At 71.2% G+C, this 22,208-nt stretch carries 20 protein-coding genes; 1 reads left to right on the top strand and 19 read right to left on the bottom strand.

Features of this window, described 5'->3' with window-relative positions:
* Window positions 1–26 precede the first annotated feature (26 nt).
* Complete coding sequence (locus LEL83_RS08630) at window positions 27–398, bottom strand: HesB/IscA family protein (RefSeq protein ID WP_198658303.1); 372 nt, start codon at window positions 396–398, stop codon at window positions 27–29.
* A 58-nt stretch (window positions 399–456) separates the two neighbouring features.
* Window positions 457–1,908, bottom strand: a complete 1,452-nt coding sequence (locus LEL83_RS08635) for a dipeptidase (protein WP_225558498.1) — start codon at window positions 1,906–1,908, stop codon at window positions 457–459.
* 52 nt (window positions 1,909–1,960) lie between these two features.
* On the opposite strand from LEL83_RS08635, the gene LEL83_RS08640 reads away from it, so the two are divergent.
* Window positions 1,961–2,536, top strand: coding sequence for a DUF3043 domain-containing protein (locus LEL83_RS08640; RefSeq protein WP_225558499.1), 576 nt, complete (start codon window positions 1,961–1,963; stop codon window positions 2,534–2,536).
* Window positions 2,537–2,756: 220 nt separating this feature from the next.
* Here LEL83_RS08640 and LEL83_RS08645 read toward each other — a convergent pair whose 3' ends face one another.
* The 17 genes from LEL83_RS08645 to murD all read right to left on the bottom strand — a co-directional run bounded on the left by LEL83_RS08645 (window position 2,757) and on the right by murD (window position 22,207).
* Complete coding sequence (locus LEL83_RS08645; protein WP_225558500.1) at window positions 2,757–3,833, bottom strand: quinone-dependent dihydroorotate dehydrogenase; 1,077 nt, start codon at window positions 3,831–3,833, stop codon at window positions 2,757–2,759.
* Window positions 3,830–4,300, bottom strand: a complete 471-nt coding sequence (gene nrdR / locus LEL83_RS08650; protein WP_198658299.1) for a transcriptional regulator NrdR — start codon at window positions 4,298–4,300, stop codon at window positions 3,830–3,832. The genes LEL83_RS08645 and nrdR overlap by 4 nt, the downstream gene beginning before the upstream one ends.
* 13 nt (window positions 4,301–4,313) lie before the next feature.
* Window positions 4,314–5,621 (bottom strand): histidinol dehydrogenase, encoded by a 1,308-nt coding sequence (gene hisD / locus LEL83_RS08655; RefSeq protein ID WP_225558501.1) that lies wholly within the window; start codon window positions 5,619–5,621, stop codon window positions 4,314–4,316.
* A 142-nt stretch (window positions 5,622–5,763) separates the two neighbouring features.
* Window positions 5,764–6,114 carry a DUF2200 domain-containing protein gene (locus tag LEL83_RS08660; protein ID WP_225558502.1) on the bottom strand — a complete coding sequence of 117 codons (351 nt, stop codon included), beginning with the start codon at window positions 6,112–6,114 and terminating at the stop codon, window positions 5,764–5,766.
* Window positions 6,115–6,123: 9 nt separating this feature from the next.
* The gene (gene dnaE, locus LEL83_RS08665) at window positions 6,124–9,603 is read right to left on the bottom strand and encodes a DNA polymerase III subunit alpha (RefSeq protein ID WP_232832867.1); all 3,480 of its coding nucleotides are present in this window, start codon (window positions 9,601–9,603) and stop codon (window positions 6,124–6,126) included.
* A gap of 478 nt (window positions 9,604–10,081) precedes the next feature.
* Window positions 10,082–11,011 carry an RluA family pseudouridine synthase gene (locus tag LEL83_RS08670; protein WP_225558503.1) on the bottom strand — a complete coding sequence of 310 codons (930 nt, stop codon included), beginning with the start codon at window positions 11,009–11,011 and terminating at the stop codon, window positions 10,082–10,084.
* Entirely contained in the window at window positions 11,008–11,676 is a 669-nt protein-coding gene (lspA, locus tag LEL83_RS08675) for a signal peptidase II (protein WP_225558504.1), read from the bottom strand. Before lspA ends, LEL83_RS08670 begins: the two co-directional genes overlap by 4 nt.
* A 2-nt stretch (window positions 11,677–11,678) precedes the next feature.
* Entirely contained in the window at window positions 11,679–12,365 is a 687-nt protein-coding gene (locus LEL83_RS08680; RefSeq protein WP_198658295.1) for a DivIVA domain-containing protein, read from the bottom strand.
* Between the two features lie 186 nt (window positions 12,366–12,551).
* Window positions 12,552–12,848 (bottom strand): YggT family protein, encoded by a 297-nt coding sequence (locus LEL83_RS08685; RefSeq protein ID WP_225558505.1) that lies wholly within the window; start codon window positions 12,846–12,848, stop codon window positions 12,552–12,554.
* A 70-nt stretch (window positions 12,849–12,918) separates the two neighbouring features.
* On the bottom strand, window positions 12,919–13,506 hold the full coding sequence (locus tag LEL83_RS08690) for a cell division protein SepF (protein WP_225558506.1): 588 nt from the start codon (window positions 13,504–13,506) through the stop codon (window positions 12,919–12,921).
* Between the two features lie 42 nt (window positions 13,507–13,548).
* Window positions 13,549–14,271, bottom strand: a complete 723-nt coding sequence (locus tag LEL83_RS08695; protein WP_225558507.1) for a YggS family pyridoxal phosphate-dependent enzyme — start codon at window positions 14,269–14,271, stop codon at window positions 13,549–13,551.
* Window positions 14,272–14,278: 7 nt separating this feature from the next.
* A complete protein-coding gene (ftsZ, locus tag LEL83_RS08700; RefSeq protein ID WP_198658292.1) occupies window positions 14,279–15,442 on the bottom strand; it encodes a cell division protein FtsZ in 1,164 nt (387 codons plus the stop codon).
* Window positions 15,443–15,588: 146 nt separating this feature from the next.
* Window positions 15,589–16,941 (bottom strand): cell division protein FtsQ/DivIB, encoded by a 1,353-nt coding sequence (locus tag LEL83_RS16210; protein ID WP_225558508.1) that lies wholly within the window; start codon window positions 16,939–16,941, stop codon window positions 15,589–15,591.
* Window positions 16,938–18,359, bottom strand: a complete 1,422-nt coding sequence (murC, locus tag LEL83_RS08710; protein WP_225558509.1) for a UDP-N-acetylmuramate--L-alanine ligase — start codon at window positions 18,357–18,359, stop codon at window positions 16,938–16,940. Before murC ends, LEL83_RS16210 begins: the two co-directional genes overlap by 4 nt.
* Window positions 18,356–19,453 carry an undecaprenyldiphospho-muramoylpentapeptide beta-N-acetylglucosaminyltransferase gene (gene murG / locus LEL83_RS08715; protein ID WP_225558511.1) on the bottom strand — a complete coding sequence of 366 codons (1,098 nt, stop codon included), beginning with the start codon at window positions 19,451–19,453 and terminating at the stop codon, window positions 18,356–18,358. The genes murC and murG overlap by 4 nt, the downstream gene beginning before the upstream one ends.
* Complete coding sequence (gene ftsW, locus LEL83_RS08720; RefSeq protein WP_225558512.1) at window positions 19,450–20,709, bottom strand: putative lipid II flippase FtsW; 1,260 nt, start codon at window positions 20,707–20,709, stop codon at window positions 19,450–19,452. Before ftsW ends, murG begins: the two co-directional genes overlap by 4 nt.
* Entirely contained in the window at window positions 20,672–22,207 is a 1,536-nt protein-coding gene (murD, locus tag LEL83_RS08725; protein WP_225558513.1) for a UDP-N-acetylmuramoyl-L-alanine--D-glutamate ligase, read from the bottom strand. Before murD ends, ftsW begins: the two co-directional genes overlap by 38 nt.
* Window position 22,208: the final 1 nt, after the last annotated feature.

Here is a 22,208-nt window from a genome sequence, read left to right on the forward strand (position 1 = left end):
CGCTCGCGTGTCGGATCGACGGACGATCAGTGGAAGCTGTCGCCGCACGCGCAGCTGCCCTGCGCGTTCGGGTTGTCGATCGTGAAGCCCTGCTTCTGGATGGTGTCCTCGAAGTCGATGGTCGCGCCGTCGAGGTACGGCACGCTCATCTTGTCGACGACGACCTCGACACCGTCGAACTCGGCGGTGGTGTCACCGTCGAGCAGACGCTCGTCGAAGTAGAGCTGGTAGATGAGCCCCGAGCAGCCGCCGGGCTGGACGGCGAGGCGCAGGCGCAGGTCGTCGCGGCCCTCCTGCTCGAGCAGGCTGGCGACCTTGCCGGCGGCGGCGTCGCTCAGGAGCACGCCGTGCGACGGAACCTCGGTCGCCGGTGCGTCGTCGGTGATGGTGTCGCTCATCGCGCGTCTCCCTCCGGGCGGTGCCGTTCACCGCGCCTGGCGTCGATTGTAAGCACCGTCAGCTGCGGGTCGCGAGCCGGGCGAGCAGGATCGCCTCGGATACGATCGCGCGGTGCAGGACGCCGAGGTGCTGGGACTCGTTCGGGCTGTGCGCGCGGGTGTCCGGGTCCTCCACACCGGTGACCAGGATCTGGGCCTCCGGGAACTCGGCGGCCAGGTCCGACACGAACGGGATCGAGCCGCCGATGCCCTGCTCGACCGCCTCGTTGCCCCAGCCCTCGCGCATGGCGGTCCGGGCCTCCTGGACGGCCCAGCCGGCCGTGTCGACGAGGAAGCCGTCACCGCTGTCGGGCTCGCTGATCTCCAGGCGGGCACCGAACGGCACGTGCTCGCGCAGGTGACGCTCGACGGCCGCGAAGGCCTGCTCGGCGTCCTGCCCGGGCGCGACGCGCACCGAGACGCGGGCGGACACGGTCGGCAGCAGCGTGTTCGACGCGTTGGCCACGCTCGGCACGTCCATGCCGGTGACCGTGATCGACGGCTGGAACCACATGCGCGAGAGCACGGCACCCGTGCCGATGGGGTGGACCCCGGGCACGAGCGCGGCGTCGGTGGCGAGCTCGTCGTCGGTCCGCTCGGGGACGTCCGCCTCGTACGACGAGAGACCGTCGACCGCGACCGAGCCGGCGTCGTCGTGCAGCGACGCGAGCAGGCGCACCATCGGGATCATCGCGTCGGGGGCCGCTCCCCCGAACATCCCGCTGTGGCTCGCGTGCTCGAGGGTCGTCAGGGTGAGCTTGAACGTGACGTTGCCGCGGAGCGAGACGGTGATCGACGGCACCTCGGTCGACCAGTTGTCGCTGTCGGCGACGACGATGACGTCCGCCGCCAGGTGCTCCTTCTGCTCGCGCAGGAAGGTGCGGAAGGAACGGGAGCCGAACTCCTCCTCGCCCTCGACGAACAGGACCACGCCGAGGTCGAGGTCGTCACCGAACTGCGCGTGCACGGCGCGGAGCGCGGCGATGTGCGTCATCACGCCGGCCTTGTCGTCGGAGGCGCCGCGCCCGTACAGCCGGTCGCCGCGCAGGGTCGGCTCGAACGGCGGCGTCTCCCACAGGGCGTCGTCGCCCTGCGGCTGCACGTCGTGGTGCGCGTAGAGCATGACGGTCGGCTTGCCGTTCCGTGCCGGACGGACGGCGAGCACCGCCGGCTGGCCGAGCTCCGCCTCGGCGTCCGCCTCGGCGACGTCGGCGGTCGCGCCGGACACCGCGGACCGCACGATCCGCACGTCGTCCGCCTCGAAGACCCCCGTCGAGCGCGCGAGGTCCGCGACGGCCTCGGCGCTCGCCCGCACGTGCGCGGGGTCGAACGCCGACCACGACACGGACGGCAGGCGCACCAGCGCGGAGAGGTCGGCGATCGTGGTCGGCAACGCCCCCTGCACCTGTTCGCGCAGGGCGTCGAGGAGTGCGGGGTCGGTCGCGGTGCTGTGCTGGTCGGTGTCGGTCATGTCCCGTAATCTAGAGGACGATCCAGCACGCAACCGCAGTCAGGAACGCACCGTGGCGAAGGCAGCACCCAAGACCAACACGACCGTCAACCCGTCCGAGGAGGAACTCCTCGAGCAGGGCAAGGGTCGGCCGACGCCGTCGCGCCGGGAGCGTGAGGCCGCGAACCGTCGTCCCCTCGTCGGTGGCACCCCCGTCGACAAGAAGGCTGCCCGCGCGCGTCTCAACTCCGAGCGCGAGCGCGCCCGTGTGGGCATGGCGAACGGCGAGGAGCGCTACCTGCCCGCGAAGGACCGTGGCGATCAGCGCCGCTTCGTCCGCAACTGGATCGACGCCCGCTGGAACGTCGGCGAGGTCATGATGCCGGTGCTCGTGCTGTTCCTGATCGTCGGGTTCGCCGCGGCGCAGACCGTCGTGGCGTCGTACTCGCTCCTGCTGGTGTGGGCGTTCGTCGCGCTCTTCATCATCGACTGCGTGGTGCTCTGGCTGTCGCTCCGCCGCAAGCTCACCGCGAAGTTCGGCGAGATGCAGCGCGGTACGTTCCTCTACATCCTCACGCGGGCGTGGCAGCTGCGGTTCCTGCGCCTGCCGAAGCCCCAGGTCCGGCGCGGCGAGTACCCGGCGCTGTAGTCCCCGGCCTCGACGGAGCGCCACTCGACCTCGGTCGGGCGGCGCTCCGTCGTTCCCGCACCCCCACTCCCCCGCTCGTGCTTCGTGAGCAGGAATGGTCGGGTGGACGCGGCGCACCCGACCATTCCTGCTCACGAAGCGGCCGTGGGCGCGCCCCCAGGACGGACGGGAGGCCCGTGGCGGTGTCGCCACGGGCCTCCCGTCCGTCAGGTGGTCGCGTCTACCGCGCCGCGCGTCGCGCCCGTCGCCGCCGCAGGCGGTTGATGCGCGCGGCCCAGGTCGGCCCCTCGTAGAGGAACGCCGTGTAGCCCTGCACCAGGGTGGCCCCGGCCTCGATGCGGTCCTGCACGTCCTGCTCCGTGGTGACGCCCCCGGCGGCGATGATGCAGAAGTCCTCCGGGACGGCAGCGCGCACGCGGCGCAGGACCTGGAGCGACCGGGCGGCGAGCGGAGCTCCGGACAGGCCGCCGGCGCCCATCGCCTCGACGTCGGCGCTCGGCGTCTGCAACCCGGACCGGTCGATCGTCGTGTTGGTCGCGATCACACCAGAGAGCCCGAGCTCGACCGCGAGGCCGGCGATCGCGTCGATCTGCTCGTCGGTCAGGTCCGGCGCGATCTTGACCAGCACGGGCGTCCGGCCGGCGGCGCCGCGGACGGCGGACAGCAGGGGCCGCAGCTGGTCGAGTTCCTGCAGGCCGCGCAGCCCGGGCGTGTTCGGGGAGCTCACGTTGACGGCCAGGTAGTCGGCGAACGTCGCGAGGCGTCGGGTGGACTCGAGGTAGTCGTCGATGGCGTCCTCGACCGCGACGACGCGGCTCTTGCCGATGTTCACGCCGATGACGGGCCGACCGGGGTTGCGGCGGGCACGCTCGAGGCGACGTGCGGCCGCTGCGGCGCCGTGGTTGTTGAAGCCCATCCGGTTGATCAGGGCGCGGTCGCCGATGAGCCGGAACAGCCGCGGACGCTCGTTGCCCGGCTGCGGCTTGGCGGTGATCGTGCCGACCTCGACGTGGCCGAACCCGAGCAGGCCGAGCCCGGCGATGCCGCGGGCGTCCTTGTCGAAGCCGGCGGCCAGGCCGAAGCGCGAGGGGAAGTGGATCCCCATCGTCGTGACGCCGTCGGCGGCAGCCGGGCGGCAGTACCGCTCGACGATGCCGGCCAGGAACGGCACGCGCGGCAACGTGGCGATCACGGCGAACGCCAGGTGGTGCGCCCGCTCGGGGTCCATGTTCGCGAAGACCGACCGGAAGACGACCGCGTAGCCGCCGCGGACCGCCCGTTCGCCGAGGTCGCTCACGCGCTCGTCCCGGCCGACGCGTGGTGGTCACGACGGAGCTGGCCGATGGCGTCCTCGAAGTCCTCGAGCGAGTCGAAGGCCTGGTACACGCTCGCGAACCGCAGGTAGGCGACCTCGTCGAGCTCGCGGAGCGGCGGCAGGATCGCCAGGCCGATGTCGTTCGCGTCGATCTGGCTCGACCCCGACGACCGCACGGTCTCCTCGACGCGCTGCGCGAGCACGGCGAGGTCTCCGTCGGTGACCGGGCGCCCCTGGCACGCCTTGCGCACGCCCGAGACGATCTTGTCGCGGCTGAAAGGCTCGGTGACGCCGTTGCGCTTCACGACGTTGAGCGAAGCGGTCTCGGTGGTCGAGAACCGCCGCCCGCAGTTGGGGCACTGGCGGCGACGACGGATGGAGGTTCCGTCGTCGCTCGTCCGTGAGTCGACGACGCGGGAGTCCGGGTGGCGGCAGAAGGGGCAGAACATGTCGTTCCCCAGGCTAGCGGTTCGTCCGCTCCGTCACGGCGGCCCCGTGCGCGGGGAGCTGTTCCTCGGTGGACAGCGCCACGATGTGGTCGGCGACCTGCGCGAGCGCGTCCGACGTGTAGCGGATGACCTGCTGCGGGCGCAGGAACGTCGACGCCGACAGCCCGGAGCCGAACCGAGCCTGTCCACCGGTCGGCAGCACGTGGTTCGACCCCGCCAGGTAGTCCCCCAGGCTCACCGGCGTGCTCGGTCCGACGAAGACCGCACCGGCCGAGTCGATGTCCGCGAGGACCGCGTCGTCGTCGGCCGTCTGGATCTCCAGGTGCTCCGGCCCGTAGGCGTTGCTCACGGTCGCGGCGTCGGCCAGCGAGTCCACCAGGACCACGGCGGACTGCGGTCCGTCCAGGGCGGTCTGGAGGCGCGCGGCCGTCCCGAGCACCGCCGTGCGTTCCGGGATGGCGGCCTCCACCGCATCGGCGAACGCCGGTGACGTCGTCACCAGCACGCTGCCCGCCTGCTCGTCGTGCTCGGCCTGGCTGATGAGGTCGGCGGCGACGAACCCGGCGTCGGCCGTGTCGTCCGCGATCACGAGGATCTCGGTCGCCCCGGCTTCGGAGTCGATCCCGACGACGCCGCGCACCAGACGCTTCGCCGCGGCGACGTAGTTGTTGCCCGGACCGGTGATGAGGTCGACCGGCTCGAGGTCGATCTCGGCGACGCCGTACGCCAGGGCGCCGACGGCTCCGGCGCCGCCCATCGCGTAGACCTCGTCGATGCCGAGCAGCCCGGCCGCCGCGAGGATCGTCGGGTGCACCGCGCCACCGTGGTCGCGCTGCGGCGGGGACACGAGGGCGATCGACCGCACCCCGGCTGCCTGGGCCGGGACGACGTTCATCACGACGCTCGACGGGTAGACGGCCTTGCCACCGGGGACGTAGAGCCCGACGCGGCGCATCGGCTGCCAGCGCTGGTGCACCTCGGCGCCGTCGGCCAGGGTGGTCACGGACCCGGCGGGGATCTGCGCGGCACTCGCGGCCCGCACGCGGCGGATCGCCTCGTCGAGGGCTGCGCGGAGCTCGGGGGTGAGCCCGGCGACCGCGGCGGCGATCTCGGCAGCCGGCACCCGGACGTTCGCGGGGGCTCCCCCGTCGAACCGCTCGGCCTGGTCGTGCAGGGCCGCGGCGCCACGGTGTCGGACGTCCTCGACGAGCTCGCGCGCGGCGTCGACCGCGTGCGACACGTCACCCACGGCACGGGGCATGAGTCGGAGGAGTTCGGCACGGGCGGGGAGGCCGCCGCGGAGGTCGATTCGCTGCATCATCGGAGCCAAGCCTACCGAGGGTGACTCCGGCGGGCGGGACCGGCCGGTCCACTCGTGGAAGACGCAACCGCCTGTGGAGGACGCAGCCGCCTGTGCAGGGCGAGCCGCGGCGGGACCCGCACCGCGCCTCCCGGCCGACCCGTCACACGCTTCGCAGGATCTTCGCCATCGGTCGGCCTCTGGCGACCTCGTCGACGAGCTTGTCGAGGTACCGGATCCTGCGCATGAGCGGGTCGTCGAGTTCCTCGATCCGGACACCGCAGATCACCCCGGTGATGAGCGAAGCGTCCGGGTTGACGTGCGCGGCGGCGAAGAAATCCGCGAAGGTCGTCCGGTCGGCGAGGTGTCGCGCGAGCGCCGTCTCGTCGAAGCCGGTCAGCCACGCGATGACCGTGTCGAGCTCAGCCTTCGTGTGCCCCTTGCGCTCCACCTTCGCGAGGTAGTGCACGTAGACGTCCGCGACGGGCGTGTCGAAGATGCGGTGTCCGGCCATGGTGGTCCTCTACACCAGGCAGCGCGGCCCGAGCAGGCTCTTCAGCTCCCCGAACAGGTCCGGCGTCAGGTTGACCGGGAACGGCAGCTCGAAGGTCCGCGCGACCTCGTCCTTGAGCAGTTTCAGTCGCACCTCGGTCTCGCCCCGGTGCCGGCCGAGCACGGCGGCGAGCTCCGTGACGGTCGTGGTGGTCGCCTGCCGTTCGGGCAGCGACAGCGTGAGCGGGCCGGAGCCCATCGCGTCGCCGACGTTCGGCTGGAACATGCTCACCGCGTGCAGGGCCTTGCCGTCGTCTCGGACGTTCACGCGGCCGCGCAGCACGACGATCGAGTCGGCCACGAGCGAGGGACCGAACTCCTGGTACGTCTTGCCGAGGAACATGACGCCGATCTCGCCGCCGAAGTCCTCGATCTGGACGATGCCGTACGGGTTGCCGCTCGACTTCGCCACCCGGTGCTGCACGCTCGTCAGCAGGCCGGCCACGGTGACGGTCTCGCCCTCGATGGAGTCGTCGGCGGTCAGCAGGTCGGCGATGGTGATCGACTGGTGCTTCGCGAGCTCGATCTCGAGCCCGGCGAGCGGGTGGTCGGACACGTAGAGCCCGAGCATGTCGCGCTCGAACGCCAGCTTGTCGCGCTTCGACCACTCCGGCCGGTCGGGCACCTGGGACACCGCGGCGCTCGGGGCATCCTCGGCGACCTCGGCGAAGAGGGAGTCGAAATCGAAGCCGACGTTGCCGTTGGCCTCGTCGCGCTTCACCTTGACCGCGCCCTCGACGGCACCCTCGTGGATCTCCACCAGGGCACGACGGGTGTCGCCGAACTCGTCGAACGCACCGGCCTTGATGAGTGACTCGACCGTGCGCTTGTTCGCCGACGAGATCGGGATCTTGCGCAGGAAGTCGTGGAAGGACTCGAAGGCGCCCTTCTCGGTGCGGGCCTTCACGATGTCGTCGACGACGTTGAAACCCACGTTGCGGATGGCGCCCATGCCGAAGCGGATGTCGTCGCCGACGGCGGCGAAGAAGCCGATCGACTCGTTGACGTCCGGCGGCATCACCCGGATGCCCATGCGACGGCACTCGTTGAGGTAGAGCGCAAGCTTGTCGCGGGCGTCGCCGACACTCGTCAGCAGCGCCGCCATGTACTCGGCCGGGTAGTGCGCCTTCAGGTAGGCCGTCCAGAACGACACCACGCCGTACGCCGCCGAGTGCGCTTTGTTGAACGCGTAGTCGGAGAACGGCAGCAGGATGTCCCACAGCGTCTTGATCGCCGCGTCGGAGTACCCGTTGTCCTTCATGCCCTGCTGGAAGCCCGCGTACTGCTTGTCCAGCTCGGACTTCTTCTTCTTGCCCATCGCGCGGCGGAGGATGTCCGCCTGGCCGAGGGAGAACCCCGCGACCTTCTGCGCGATCGCCATGACCTGCTCCTGGTAGATGATCAGGCCGTAGGTCGTGCCGATGATGTCCTTGAGGGGCTCCTCGAGCTCCGGGTGGATCGGCGTGATCGGCTGCTCGCCGTTCTTGCGGAGCGCGTAGTTCGTGTGCGAGTTCGCACCCATCGGCCCAGGACGGTACAGGGCGATGAGCGCGGAGATGTCCTCGAAGTTGTCCGGCTTCATCAGGCGCAGCAGACCACGCATCGGGCCGCCGTCGAGCTGGAACACGCCCAGGGTGTCGCCGCGCTGCAGCAGGGCGTAGGCCTCCGGGTCCTCGAGGCCCATCGTCTCGAGGTCGAGCTCGGTGCCGCGGTTGGTCTTGATGTTGTCGAGGGCGTCACTGATGATCGTGAGGTTGCGGAGCCCCAGGAAGTCCATCTTGATCAGGCCGAGCGACTCCGCTGCCGGGTAGTCGAACTGCGTGACGATCTGGCCGTCCTGCTCCCGCTTCATGATCGGGATGATGTCGATGAGCGGGTCGCTCGACATGATGACGCCGGCGGCGTGCACGCCCCACTGGCGCTTCAGCCCCTCGAGGCCGAGCGCGGTGTCGAAGACGGTCTTCGCCTCGGGGTCGGTCTCGACCACGGTGCGGACGTCGACGGCCTCCTTGTACCGCGGGTGGTCCTTGTCGAAGATCCCGGTGAGCGGGATGTCCTTGCCCATCACGGGCGGCGGCATCGCCTTGGTGAGCTTCTCGCCCATGCCGAACGGGAACCCGAGCACCCGCGAGGAGTCCTTGAGCGCCTGCTTCGCCTTGATGGTGCCGTACGTGACGATCTGCGCGACGCGCTCGGAGCCGTACTTCTCGGTGACGTACTTGATCGCCTCACCGCGGCGCCGGTCGTCGAAGTCGACGTCGAAGTCGGGCATCGAGACGCGGTCAGGGTTGAGGAATCGCTCGAAGATCAGGCCGTGCCGGATGGGGTCGAGGTCGGTGATGCGCATCGCGTACGCGACCATCGAACCGGCACCGGAGCCACGGCCCGGACCGACCCGGATGCCGTTGTTCTTCGACCAGTTGATGAAGTCGGCGACCACCAGGAAGTAGCCCGGGAAGCCCATCTGGTTGATGATGCCGACCTCGTAGTCCGCGCGCTCCTGGACCTCCTTCGAGATGCCGCCCGGGTACCGGTACTCCAGCCCCTTCGCGACCTCCTTCTCGAACCAGGAGTGCTCCGTCTCGCCCTCGGGCACCGGGAACTTCGGCATGTAGTTGGCGGCGGTGTCGAACTCGACGTTGCACCGCTCGGCGATGAGCAGCGTGTTGTCGCAGGCCTCGAGGTTGTCGCGGAAGACGTGGCGCATCTGCGCGGGCGTCTTCAGGTAGAACTCGTCGGCGTCGAACTTGAAGCGGTTCGGGTCGTTCAGCGTCGACCCCGACTGCACGCACAGGAGCGCGGCGTGCGACTTGGCGTCGTGGGCGTGCGTGTAGTGCAGGTCGTTCGTGCCCACCAGCGGGATGTCGAGGTCCTTCGCCAGGCGGATCAGGTCCGTCATGATCCGGCGCTCGATCTCGAGGCCGTGGTCCATGACCTCGGCGAAGTAGTTCTCCTTGCCGAAGATGTCGCGGTAGTCCGCCGCCGCCTGTCGGGCCTCGTCGTACTGCCCGAGGCGCAGCCGCGTCTGGATCTCGCCGGAGGGGCAGCCCGTCGTGGCGATGATCCCCTCGTGGTACTCCTGCAGCAGCTCGATGTCCATGCGGGGCTTGAAGTAGTAGCCCTCGAGCGACGCCTTCGACGACAGCCGGAACAGGTTGTGCATGCCGGTCGTGTTCTCGGCGAACATCGTCATGTGCGTGTACGACCCGGCACCCGACACGTCGTCCCCGCCGCCGTCGCCCCAGCGCACACGGGTCTTGTCCGAGCGGTGGGTGCGCGGCGTGATGTACGCCTCGGTCCCGATGATCGGCTTGACGCCGCCGGCCTTCGCGGCCTTCCAGAACTCGAACGCGCCGAACATGTTGCCGTGGTCCGTCACCGCCACCGCGGGCATGCCCTGCGCGGCGGTCTCCGCCACGAGGTCGGAGAGCCTGGCGGCACCGTCGAGCATCGAGTACTCGCTGTGCACGTGCAGGTGGACGAAGGAGTCGGAATCCGACACGGAACCTCCGGTTCGTACGGTCTGCGGGGTGGGAACAGCCTACCCGCGACCACCCACTTCACGGAGCGCGGCGGCGTGTGTGCGGGCCGCCGACGTGAGGCCGTCGGGCGCGCCGCGGCCGGGTCCGACGCCGAGGTAGCACGACACGCCGCACACCCGCGCCCGGTGCGAGCGCACGTGCGACTTCAGCGGAGCACGCGCCCGACGGGAGGCACGGGCCGGCCCCGCCACGCGCCTCCAGGCCGGCATCGGCGCGCGCCGCGCGCGGGGCGCGACGCCGAGCGGCCACGACACGACGCAAGCCGCCCGCCGAGGTGGCAGGACACGTCGCGCGGCAGCGCCGAGCGCGACAGAACGCGCCGCCTCAACGACTACAGCCGGGGGCGCCGAACGCCGTACCCCGGCCGAACGCCGAGCACCCGCCGCGTCAGGCCGACGCGCCCCGGATCCGCTCGAGCGCCCGCTGCAGGTCGTCGGGGTAGGACGCCTCGAACGACACCCACTCCCCCGTCCGCGGGTGTGCGAACCCCAGCCGGACGGCGTCCAGCCACTGCCGCGTCAACCCGAGCTCCTCCGCCAGCACCGGATCGGCCCCGTACATGGTGTCCCCGACGAGCGGGTGCCGGGTCGCCGCCATGTGCACCCGGATCTGATGGGTGCGACCGGTCTCCAGGTGCACCTCGAGCAGGGTCGCGGCACGGAAGGCTTCGAGGGTCTCGTAGTGCGTGACGCTCGGCTTGCCGTCCGCGGTGACCGCGAACTTCCAGTCGCTCGACGGGTGGCGGCCGATCGGAGCGTCGACGGTGCCGGAGGTCGGGTCCGGATGACCCTGCGCGAGTGCGTGGTAGACCTTCTCGACCGTGCGCTCCTTGAACGCGCGCTTCAGGTGCGTGTACGCCAGCTCGGTCTTCGCCACGACCATCAGGCCGGAGGTCCCGACGTCCAGCCGGTGCACGATCCCGGCGCGCTCGGCGGCCCCGGACGTCGCGATGGTGAAGCCAGCGGCGGCCAGGCCTCCGGGCACGGTCGGGCCGTCCCAGCCCGGCGACGGGTGCGCGGCGACCCCGACGGGCTTGTCGACGACGACGATGTCCTCGTCGTCGTGGACGATCGTCATGCCCGGCACGGCTGCGGGCACGATGCGCGGCGGCTCCTTCGGGCTCCACTCGACCTCGAGCCACGAGTCGGCGTGCAGACGGTCCGACTTGTCGACGGGCACACCGTCGACGCGGACACCGCCGGCGGCGACGACGTCGGCCGCGAAGGACCGACTGAACCCGAGCAGCTTCGCGATGGCGGCGTCGACACGCTCACCGGCGAGCCCGTCGGGGACGGGCAGGGCACGCGACTCGGTCACGTGGCGTCGTGTCCCAGCGTGTCGCGCCGGTCGCGGTCGTCCGGACGGGAGGCGCGGTGCGGCTCGGCGACGTCGGCCTGCTCGGCGGAGAGCGCGGCCCCGCCGTCCAGCGGCGCCGCCGCGTCGGCCTCGGCCTGCCGCTTGGCCGACAGGGTGCGGGTGCCGTCGAGGTTCACGCCGAGGATCACCAGCAGCACGAAGACGACCATGCTGATGCAGATGAACGAGTCCGCGATGTTGTAGATCGCCGGCATCATCCACGGCGTCGAGATGAAGTCGACGACGTGCCCGCGGGCGAAGCCGGGTTCGCGGAAGAGCCGGTCGATCAGGTTGCCGAGCGCACCGCCGAGCAGCATGCCCAGCACGATCGCCCACCACATCGAGCGGATGCGGCGCGAGTAGACGATGATCGCGACGACGACGGCGGCGGAGATGACCGAGAAGACCCAGGTCATGTTCACCGCGAACGAGAACGCCGCTCCGGGGTTCCGCACGTACAGGAACTGCAGCGCGCTGCCGAGCACCGGGACGGGCTCACCGTAGGGCAGGTTCGCGACGACCAGCGCCTTGGCGACCTGGTCGAGTCCCACCACCACGACAGCGGCGAAGGCCAGTGCCGCGAGCGCGCGGACACTGACCTTCGCTGGTGATGCTGGTCGCGACAACGTCAGTTGCCGAAGCCCTGCGCCGAAGCCGGCGCCGGGGTGAGACCGGACTGCTCGCCCGAGGAGTCGAGCTCGGAGAGCTGCCCCTGGATGTAGCTCTTGAGCTGCGCACGGTAGTCGCGCTCGAAGGTGCGGAGCTCGTCGATCTTGCCCTCGAGCTGGCGCTGCTCCTGCTCGAGCACCGCGACACGCTGACGGTTGGTGTTCTCGGTGTCGGCGATGATCTGGCGCTGCTTCGCCTCGGCCTCGGAGACCAGGCGGGCGGCCTGCGCGGTGCCCTCGGCGATGAGCGCGTCGCGCTTCTCGATGCCCTCGCGCACGTGCTCCTCGTGGAGACGACGGGCCAGGGTGAGGAGGTTCGTGGTGCCCTCGGTGTCCTCGTCGGCCGGGACCGTGGTCGCCGGTGCGGCGGCCGCGACCGGAGCGGGCTCCGGAGCTGCCTCGACGGGGGCCGGGGTGGGCTCCGGCTCGGGCTCGGCCGCGGGGGCCGGCTGCTCGGCCTGCGCCGGCTGCGGGGCCGTCTCGACCGCCTGCAGGCGCTGGCGGAGCTCGTCGTTCTCCGCGGTCAGGCGACGGAGCTCGACGACGACCTCGTCGAGGAAGTCATCGACCTCGTCCTGGTCGTAGCCCTCGCGGAACTTCGTCGGCTGGAACCGCTTGTTGACTACGTCTTCCGGCGTCAAAGCCATTGCCGTCACCTCAATAGAACTGCTGAACGTGTGGAACCGCGTGCGGTGCGACCGAATGTACCAGTCGTGCCGTGCGGTGCGGATGCATCACCGGGGCGAGCATCGATCCCGACCACCGTACACCGACGATGGGGCGGAACCGTGACCATGCCGCTGGCGTGGCGCGTGTCGCGGACCGAAGTCCGCTCAGACCCGGCCCGCGATCGACGCGACGACGACACGGGCGATGATGACGACGAGCATCACGATCGTCCAGCCGAAGTCGAGTGCGACGGGCCCCAGGCGGAGCGGCGGGAGGACCCGTCGGACCGCGCGGATGGGCGGGTCGGTGATCGTGTAGACGAACTCCGAGACCACGAGCAGCCCACCACGCGGCCGCCAGGCCCGGTTGACGCTCTGCACGAGGTCCAGGGCGAACCGGCCCCACATCACGAAGAAGTAGAGCAGGAGAGCAAGGGAGACGATCCCTAGGATCAAGGACACGATGGGGCTCGCTCGTCTCGGTCGAGGGCCGTCGGGCGACGACCTTCAGGGGCGGGTGGGCCGGGAAGGCTCAGGACTGGGCGAAGAAGTTCGCCTCGATGTCGGACTCTACCTCAGCGGGCTCACCGCTCACTGCGACGTGGGCGGGCGACAGCAGGAAGACCTTGTTCGTGACGCGCTCGATCTTGCCGAACAGGCCGAGCGACAGCCCCGAGGCGAAGTCGATCATGCGCCGGGCGTCACCCTCGGTCATCTGCGAGAGGTTGATGATGACGGGGATGCCGTCGCGGAAGCTCTCGGCGATGGACTGGGCGTCCTTGTACTCGCGCGGGTGGACGGTGAGGATCTCGTTCATTTCCTGGACCGGGGTCGCCTTCTGTGCGGTCGTGTGCGAGCGGCGGAGCGGAGTGACCTGGGCGCCGCGCTGGTGGGTGTGCGTCTTGGGGGTGGCCGGTGCTGCTGCGGGAGCGGCCGCCGCTGCGGGGGCCGGGGCCTCCTGCTGCTCGGCGGGGGTCGCGTCCGGGGCGGCAGCGGCCGGCTGTCGTGCGGGCGCAGCCTGCTGGCGCGCCGGGGCGGCCTGCTGCTGCTCGTCCTCGTAGTCGAGTTCCTCATCGGCGAGGCCGAGGTAGACCATCGTCTTCTTCAGCGGGTTGGCCATGGTTCCTCCGGGGTTCGTGCTCGTGGGTGCCCTGCAACGAGGCTAGGGCGCGACCGGCCGGTTTCCCGTGATTGCGGTACCGATCCGCAGGTGTGTCGCGCCCTCGAGGATCGCCTCGGCGTGGTCGCCGCTCATGCCGGCGGAGATGTCGGTGGCGCCGGGATCGAGCGACACGACGCGCGAGGAGATCGCGCGGAGCCGGGCGAAGGCCGCACGGGGTTCCTCGTCGAGGGGCGCGACGGCCATCACGCCCCGCAGCCGGATCGTCCCGGTCGCGAGCACCCGTTCCGCCATCGCCTCGACCGCGTCCGGCTGCACGCCCCCGCGGCCCGGGTCGTCGGTCAGGTTCACCTGCACGAAGCCGTCGATGACCGGCGGCGCCGGTTCGGCCTCGGTCGGAGCGAACGCGTCGACGACGGACTCGCGGTCGAGCGACTGCACGACGTGCGCGTACCGACGGGCCTGCCGAGCCTTCTTCGACTGCAACTGCCCGACGAAGTGCCACGTGAGCCCGAGGTCGGCGAGCTCCGCCGCCTTGGCCTGTGCCTCCTGGTGACGGTTCTCCCCCACGTCGGTGACGCCGAGCGTGGCCAGCTCGCGCACGAGCGCGGCCGGGTGGTACTTCGTCACGACGACGAGCGTCAGCTCGTCGGGGCTGCGGCCCGCGAGCCGCGCCGCGTCGGCGATGCTGCTCCTGACGGACGCGAGACGCGCCTCCAGTCCGTCGTCTGGTGACGAGGACGGGAGGCGCGCATCACCTGCCATGGAACGATTACTTCAGGAAGTCGGGGACGTCGAGCTCGTCGTCGTCGTCGAACGCCGGGTCGGCGGCGCGCTGCACCGGCGGCTGGTGCTCCTGCGATGCCCACGACGGGGTCGACGAGGTCGAGTCCTCGATCGCACCGGTCGACGCGGCGGAGACCGGAGCCGCTGCCTCGGAACCCGGGTCGACGTAGCTGGAGCGGCGCTCCTTCTGCTGCTGCGCCGGCTCGCCGCCGTCGAAGCCCGCGGCGATGACGGTCACGCGGACCTCGTCGCCGAGGGTGTCGTCGATGACGGCACCGAAGATGATGTTCGCCTCGGGGTGGACGGCCTCCTGCACCAGGCGGGCGGCGTCGTTGATCTCGAAGATGCCGAGGTTCGAGCCACCCTGGATCGACAGGAGCACGCCGTGCGCGCCGTCGATCGAGGCCTCGAGCAGCGGCGACGCGACGGCCAGCTCGGCCGCCTTGATCGCGCGGTCGGCACCACGGGACGAACCGATGCCCATGAGCGCGGAACCGGCGCCCTGCATGACGCTCTTGACGTCGGCGAAGTCGAGGTTGATGAGACCCGGGGTCGTGATCAGGTCGGTGATGCCCTGCACACCGGCGAGCAGCACCTGGTCGGCGGTGGCGAACGCCTCGACCATCGAGATGCCGCGGTCGCTGATCTCGAGCAGGCGGTCGTTCGGCACGACGATGAGCGTGTCGACCTCGTCCTTGAGGCCCGCGACGCCGTTCTCGGCCTGCGACTGGCGACGCTTGCCCTCGAAGCTGAACGGCTTCGTGACGACACCGATGGTGAGCGCGCCGATGGACTTCGCGATGCGTGCGACGACCGGGGCACCACCCGTGCCGGTCCCGCCACCCTCACCGGCCGTGACGAACACCATGTCGGCACCGGCGAGGGCTTCCTCGATCTCCTCGGCGTGGTCCTCGGCGGCACGACGGCCGACCTCGGGGTCCGCGCCGGCACCGAGGCCGCGCGTGATCTCGCGGCCCACGTCGAGCTTGACGTCGGCGTCGCTGAGCAGCAGGGCCTGGGCGTCGGTGTTGATCGCGATGAACTCCACGCCCCGCAGGCCGAGTTCGATCATGCGGTTGACGGCGTTCACGCCGCCGCCGCCGACGCCGACGACCTTGATGACGGCGAGGTAGTTGTGGTTCGTGGTCACGTCAGTCAGGCCTCCGGTCGAACCCTCAACCTCTACTTGAAGTTCAGGGGCAATGCTGGTAGATGTGGTGCTGGCTTCGACGCTACGGGTGCGTTCGGCGCAGTGTCGCCCCGCCACGCCGCGTGTCGTCGATCAGGTCCGGCAAATCAGTCCTTCGCGCGGATCACGCCGTTGTCCGGCGCGGACACGTCGTACTCGACCACGACGCCGGGGTTCCGCGCCTCGTGGTCCTGCACCAGTGCCGCGAGCAGCGCGGCCTTGGCCGGCGAGTCGTCCGGACTCCCCCACACCACCGTCGAGCGGTCGCGCAGGGTCAGGGTCACGTCGTCGGCGGTGGAGCCCGACACGCGGGTCACCTGCGACCGGACGGTCGACGGCAGCGCGAGCACGACCTCGGTCATCGTGCGGAAGCTCGACGACCCGAGCCGGGCGCGGGCGATGTCGGCGAGGGGCAAGCGGGCCGGTCGTTCCGGCGCGGACTGCACGACGATGCCCGCCGGGTCGACCAGGTCGAAGGACCGCCCGGAACGCACCGCGACGACCGGCGTGCGCTCGGTCACGGTGACGACGAGGGTGTGCGGCGGCGCCTCCTCGGTCACGTAGCTCTCGATGAGCGGGAACCCGGCGATGTCGCGCTTGATCGCGTCGAAGTCGAGCCGGGCCAGCGGGGTCCCGATCTGGTCGGACAGGGCCTGCCGCAGTGCCGTCTCGTCGACGCGCTCCGTGCCCTCGATCTCGATCGTGCGGAGCGCCATGAGCGGCGACGACACCGCCACCAGGATCGACGCACCGAGCACCACGACGACGCTCGCCGCCGTGATCCACGCCGCTCGGCGGTGGCGGCTGCGCCGTGTGAACCGGCGGACCTCGGCCCGTTCGAGCAGGCGGCGACGCCGCTTGGCGACGCGCGCCTCGCGGGCGGTCTCCGCCGCACGCACTCCGGCGCCGATCGGTGTCCCCGTCGACTGCTCCGCCCGGGAGGCACCACCCGCGTCGAGCACGTCGGTGACGGTGGCGTCGTGGTCGGCTGCACCGCCCGCCGCATTCCGGCGCTCCGCCTCGCGTCGCTCGTGCTCCGGGTCGCGGTGGTCCTCGTTCGGTGTGTACTCGCGGAGCCGGTCCGCGACGGCGCCGAACCCGGCGCCGAAGCGACGGCCGGCCGCACCCGCGAGGGCACCGACCCGGTCGCGGGCCGACCCGGCCGAGTCGGTCGACGGGTCTGCGCCCGCCGACGGTCGTCGCGCCCCGACGCTCGGGGGCGCATCGACCGTGCGGGGGCGCGTTGCCGAGGGACCGCCGTCCGGCGTGGTGGGAGCCGGGTCGTCGTCGACCGCAGCCGACTCGTCGGCCGCGGGGCGGGCCTCCCGGGCGTCGACGGCGCGACCGCGGAACGGCAGCCGCGACGTCGAGGGGCCACGACGCTGCCGGGGCGCGTCAGCGGCCTCGGCCGGGACGTCCTGGCGGGCGTCCCCCTCGTCGAACCCCTCCGGACGCTTCACCGAGCCTGCGCCCCGTCGTCCTGGAGCGCACCGAGCACCTGCGGGATGATCCGGTACACGTCACCGCAGCTCAGGGTCATGATGATGTCGCCGTCCCGGGCGACCGCGGCCGCACGGGCGGCGGCGGCGTCCCAGTCGGGCAGGAACTCGACACGCGACTGGTCGGCGAAGCGCTCCTGCACCAGGGCGCCGGTCACGCCGGGCTCGGGGTCCTCACGGGCGCCGTAGACGTCGAGCACCACCGTGTGGTCGGCCAGCTCCTCGTAGACCTTCGCGAAGTCGCCGGCCATGAGCCGGGTGCGCGAGTACAGGTGCGGCTGGTGGATCGCGATGATGCGGCCGTCGCCGACGACGTTGCGGGCGGCCTTGAGCGCCGCCGCGACCTCGGTCGGGTGGTGGGCGTAGTCGTCGTAGACGGACACGCCGCGCTCGACGCCGTGCAGCTCGAAGCGGCGCTGGGTGCCGCCGAACGCCTCGAGTCCGCGGATCGCGTCGGCGGCGCTGACGCCGAGACCGGTCAGGACCGCGAACGCGCCGACGGCGTTGATCGCGTTGTGTCGACCGGGAACGCGCAGGGTCAGGTGGTGGGTTTCACCCGCGGCACGGAAGTCGACCTCGACCCCGGCTGCCTCGGTGATGCCCTCGATGCGGACGTCCGCGTCGGCGGCCTCGCCGAAGGTGACGACCTCGGGGGCGTCCGGGCGCTGCCGGATGCCGGCCGTGACGGTCTTCGCGCCGGCGTCGTCGCTCGAGATGACGACGCGCTCGCTCGCCTTCGCGGCGAACTCGACGAAGGCCTCGGTGAAGGCCTCCTCGCTGCCGTAGTGGTCCAGGTGGTCGGCGTCGACGTTGGTGACGAGGGCCACGGCGACGTCGTACAGCAGGAACGAGCCGTCGGACTCGTCCGCCTCGACGACGAACAGGTCGCTCGATCCCGGGGCCGAGCTCGTGCCGAGGGACTGGATGACGCCGCCGTTCACGAAGCTCGGGTCGAGCCCGAGTTCGACCATCGCGGTGACGATCATGCCCGTCGAGGTGGTCTTGCCGTGCGCGCCGGCGACCGCGACCAGGCGGTGCTCGGCGATGAGCGCGGCGAGGGCCTGCGAGCGGTGCAGCACCGGCAGCCCGCGGCGCTGTGCCTCGAGGAGCTCGGGGTTGTCCGGCCAGAGCGCACTCGTCACCACGAGGGTGTCCGCCTCGCCGACGTTCGCGGCGTCGTGGCCGATGTGGACCGTCGCACCGAGGTCGCGCATGGTGCCCGTCGTCTCGGTCTCGCGGGAGTCGCTCCCGGTCACCCGGTGCCCGGCGGCGAGGAACATCCGTGCGATGCCGCTCATGCCCGAGCCCCCGATGCCGACGAAGTGCACCGTGCCGAGGTCGTCGGGGATCGGCTGCGTCAGGTCGGGCTTGATGGTCATGGTTCCTCCGTGGTGCTGGGGGCCTGCTTCGCGGCGTCGAGGACCAGGTCGGTCATCCGGTCGGCGCCGTCGCGGTGGCCGACGCTGCCCGCCCGCACGGTCATGTCCGCGATGCGGGAGCGGTCCTGCAGGATGCTCAGCAGCTGGAACGTCACCCAGTCCTGGTCGAATTCCCCGTCGGCCACCAGGACGGCTCCCCCGGCGTCGACGACGTCCTGCGCGTTGTGGCGCTGCTCGCCGTTGCCGACCGGGTACGGCACGAGCACGCTCGGCAGGCCGACCGCCGTGAGCTCGCACACCATGCCGGCGCCGGAGCGCGAGACCACGAAGTCGCTCGCGGCGTACGCCAGGTCCATCCGGTCGCAGTAGGGCAGCACGTGGTAGCCGTCCAGGTCGCTCGGGCCGATGTCCGACGCGGCGCCGACGACGTGCAGGACCTGCCAACCGGCGCCGACGATGGCGGCGGCGGAGGTGTTGATCGTCCGGTTGATGCTCCGCGCGCCCGACGACCCGCCGGTCACGAGCAGGACCGGGCGGTCGGGGTCGAGGCCGAACTCGGCGAGGCCCTCGGCACGCACGGCCCGGCGGTCCAGGGACTCGATCTCGCGGCGCAGGGGCATGCCGACGACACGGCCGTTGCGCAGCCGGGTGTTCGAGAAGGTCAGGCCGACGTGCCGGGTCAGGAACGCGGCGAGGCGGTTCGCCAGCCCGGGCTTCGCGTTCTGCTCGTGCACGACGATCGGGGTGCCGGTCCGGCGCGCGGCGATGTAGGCCGGGGCGGCCGCGTAGCCGCCCACGCCGAGCACCACTTCGATCTCGCGCTCGCGGATGATCCGCTCGGTCTGCCCGACGGCCGCGGCGAAGCGCTGCGGGAAGCGGAGGGCGTTCGCGTTCAGCTTCCGGGGGAAGGGCAGCCGCGGGATGGTCAGCAGCTCGTACCCGCGCATCGGCACCAGCCGGGACTCGAGGCCCTCGGCGGTGCCGAGCACGAGCACCTGGGCGTCGGGCTCCCGCTCGGTCAGCCGGTCGGCGACGGCGAGCAAGGGGTTGACGTGGCCGGCGGTGCCGCCGCCGGCGAAGAGGTACTTGCTCACCGCAGGGGTCCGTTCGTGGTGGGGAGTCGGGTCGTCGTGGCGGGCTCGTTCCGCCCGGGCAGGTCACGGGCGAAGGACAGCACCACGCCGATCGCGACGAGGGTCATGATGAGCGCCGACCCGCCGGCCGAGATGAGCGGCAGCGGCACCCCGAGCACCGGCAGCAGGCCGAGCACGACGGCGATGTTGACGAGCGCCTGGCCGATGATCCACGCCAGGATGCCGCCCGTGACCGTCTTGACGAAGGGGTCGCGGGACTGCCGGATCACCTTGATCATCCCGATGGCCAGCACGACGAACAGGACCAGCACGACGACGGCGCCGACCAGGCCGAGCTCCTCGCCGATGATCGCGAAGATGTAGTCGTTGTCCGCCTCGGGCAGCCAGGACCACTTGGCCTTGGAGTTGCCGAGGCCGACGCCGAAGACCCCGCCGGACGCGAGCGCCCACATACCGTGCACCGGCTGCCAGCAGATGTCCTGGTACTGGCTCGTGTCGGTGCAGCCGGCGAGCCAGGCGCTGATGCGTGTGGAGCGGGACGCCGACGCCATCGTCACGAACGGCAGGAGCACGGCGATCGTGACGAGACCGACGAGCAGGTGCCGTCCGCGGACGCCGCCGAGGTACAGGGCGCCGAACACCAGGACGACCATGACCATCGCGGTGCCCTGGTCACCGCCGAGGATCACGAGGCCGAGCGACAGCAGGGCGGCGATCCCGACCGGGACGAAGACCTCTTTCCAGTCGTCCAGCTTGTCGCGCTTGACGTAGATGATCGCGCCGATGCCGAGCACCAGACCGAGCTTGACGACCTCGGAGGGCTGCGCGGTGAACGACTCCCCGATCTTGATCCAGTTCCGGTTGCCCTGGATGTCGATGCCGAGCGGCGTGTAGACGAGCAGCTGCAGCACCAGGGCCGCGCCGAGCAGCCGCATCGCCCACTTGCGCCAGACGCGGGTGGGCACCCGACTGGCCACGAGCATGAGCGGCACGCCCACCACGGCGTAGAGCCCCTGGCGGGACGCCGCACCGAAGAAGTCGTGGGTCGCCGCGTACTCCTCGACACTCGACGACGACAGCACCATCACGACGCCGAAGACGACGAGGAACAGCGTCACGCCGAGGATCGTGTAGAACGTGGTCGACTCGGCGACGAAGACGTTCTTGACGGCGACGAAGGCGCCGTTGGCGCGGCGTCCGCCCTGCGGCGACGCGCCGTTACGACTGTTCGGAAGATCCGTCGGTGTCGTCGCCATCGACTTCTCCTCCCAGGTGTTCGTGGACCGCGGCCGCGAAACGACGCCCCCGGTCGGCGTAGGAGCCGAACTGGTCGAACGATGCCGCCGCCGGAGCGAGGAGGACCGTGTCGCCCGGCCTCGCGACCGATGCGGCATGCCGGACCGCCTCGCGCATGACCTGATCAGTGTCGGTCGTCTCCACCTGGAGCACGGGGACCGCGGACGCGTGTCGCGCGAATGCCTCGAGCACGGGGCCGCGGTCGGTCCCGATGACGACGACGGCGCGCACGTCCGGGCCGAAGCGCTCGACCAGGCCGTCGATGTCGACGCCCTTGAACAGGCCACCGACGATCCACACGACGGTGTCGAACGAGGCGAGCGAGGCCGTGGCGGCGTGCGGGTTCGTCGCCTTGGAGTCGTCGACCCAGGCGATCCCCTCGGCCTCAGCCACGAGCTCGGTGCGGTGGTGGTCGGCCCGGAACCCCCGGACGGCGGCCTGGATGGCGCCCGGCTGGACCGTACCGGCGCGCGCGAGGGCGGCGGCGGCCAGCACGTTCATGGTCATGTGCGGGCTCGCGAGCCCCGCGGTCTCGAGGTCGGCGACGGTCGAGAGCTCGAGCGCGCTGTTCCGGCGGTCCTCGGTGAAGGCCCGGTCGCACAGGACGTCCTCGACGATGCCGACGTCGCCCGGTGCGGGGACGCCCGGGGTGAAGCCCACCGCGCGGCAGCCCTCGACCACGTCGGCCTCCTGCACCATGTGCCGGGTGACCTCGTCGGAGGTGTTGTAGACGCACGCCATCACGGTGCGCTCGTAGACCTTGGCCTTCGCGGCACGGTAGGCCTCGGCCGAGCCGTGCCACTCGAGGTGGTCGTCGGCGATGTTCAGGCAGGCACTGGCGAGCGGCACCACGGCGCCGTCCCCGGAGTCGGCCATGTAGTGCAGCTGGTGGCTGGACAGCTCGACCACCAGGACGTCGTAGCCCACCGGGTCGCGGACCACGTCGAGCACCGGCACACCGATGTTCCCGCACGCCACCGCCCGCAGCCCACCGGACTCGTACATCGCGGTGGTGAGCTGGGTGGTGGTGGTCTTGCCGTTCGTGCCGGTGATGGTGATCCACGGCGCGGCGACCGGGCCGCGCACGACCTTGTCGCGCACACGCCAGGCGAGCTCGATGTCGCCCCAGACGGTGCTGCTCGCCACCGACCACTGCACGGTCGCGTTGTGCGGCGGCAGCCCCGGCGAGACGATCACGACGTCGGGGGCCTGCTGCACCAGGGCGTCCGGCACCACGTCGAGCGGGGTCTGCACGAACCGGGCGCCGATGACGTCGAGCAGCTCGACGCTGTCGGCGGGCGCGTCGGTCGAGTACACCGTCACGTCGCTGCCGAGTTCGACGAGCGTGTCGGCGACCGAGAACCCGGTCGCGCCGAGGCCGAGGACGGCGACGTCGAGTCCCTTCCACCCCTCGGCGTACCAGCTGTCGAGGGACGAGAGACGGGACGGCGAGGACACC

It is taken from the genome of Curtobacterium oceanosedimentum (genome assembly GCF_020297365.1).
In the GTDB taxonomy this organism is placed as follows: domain Bacteria; phylum Actinomycetota; class Actinomycetes; order Actinomycetales; family Microbacteriaceae; genus Curtobacterium.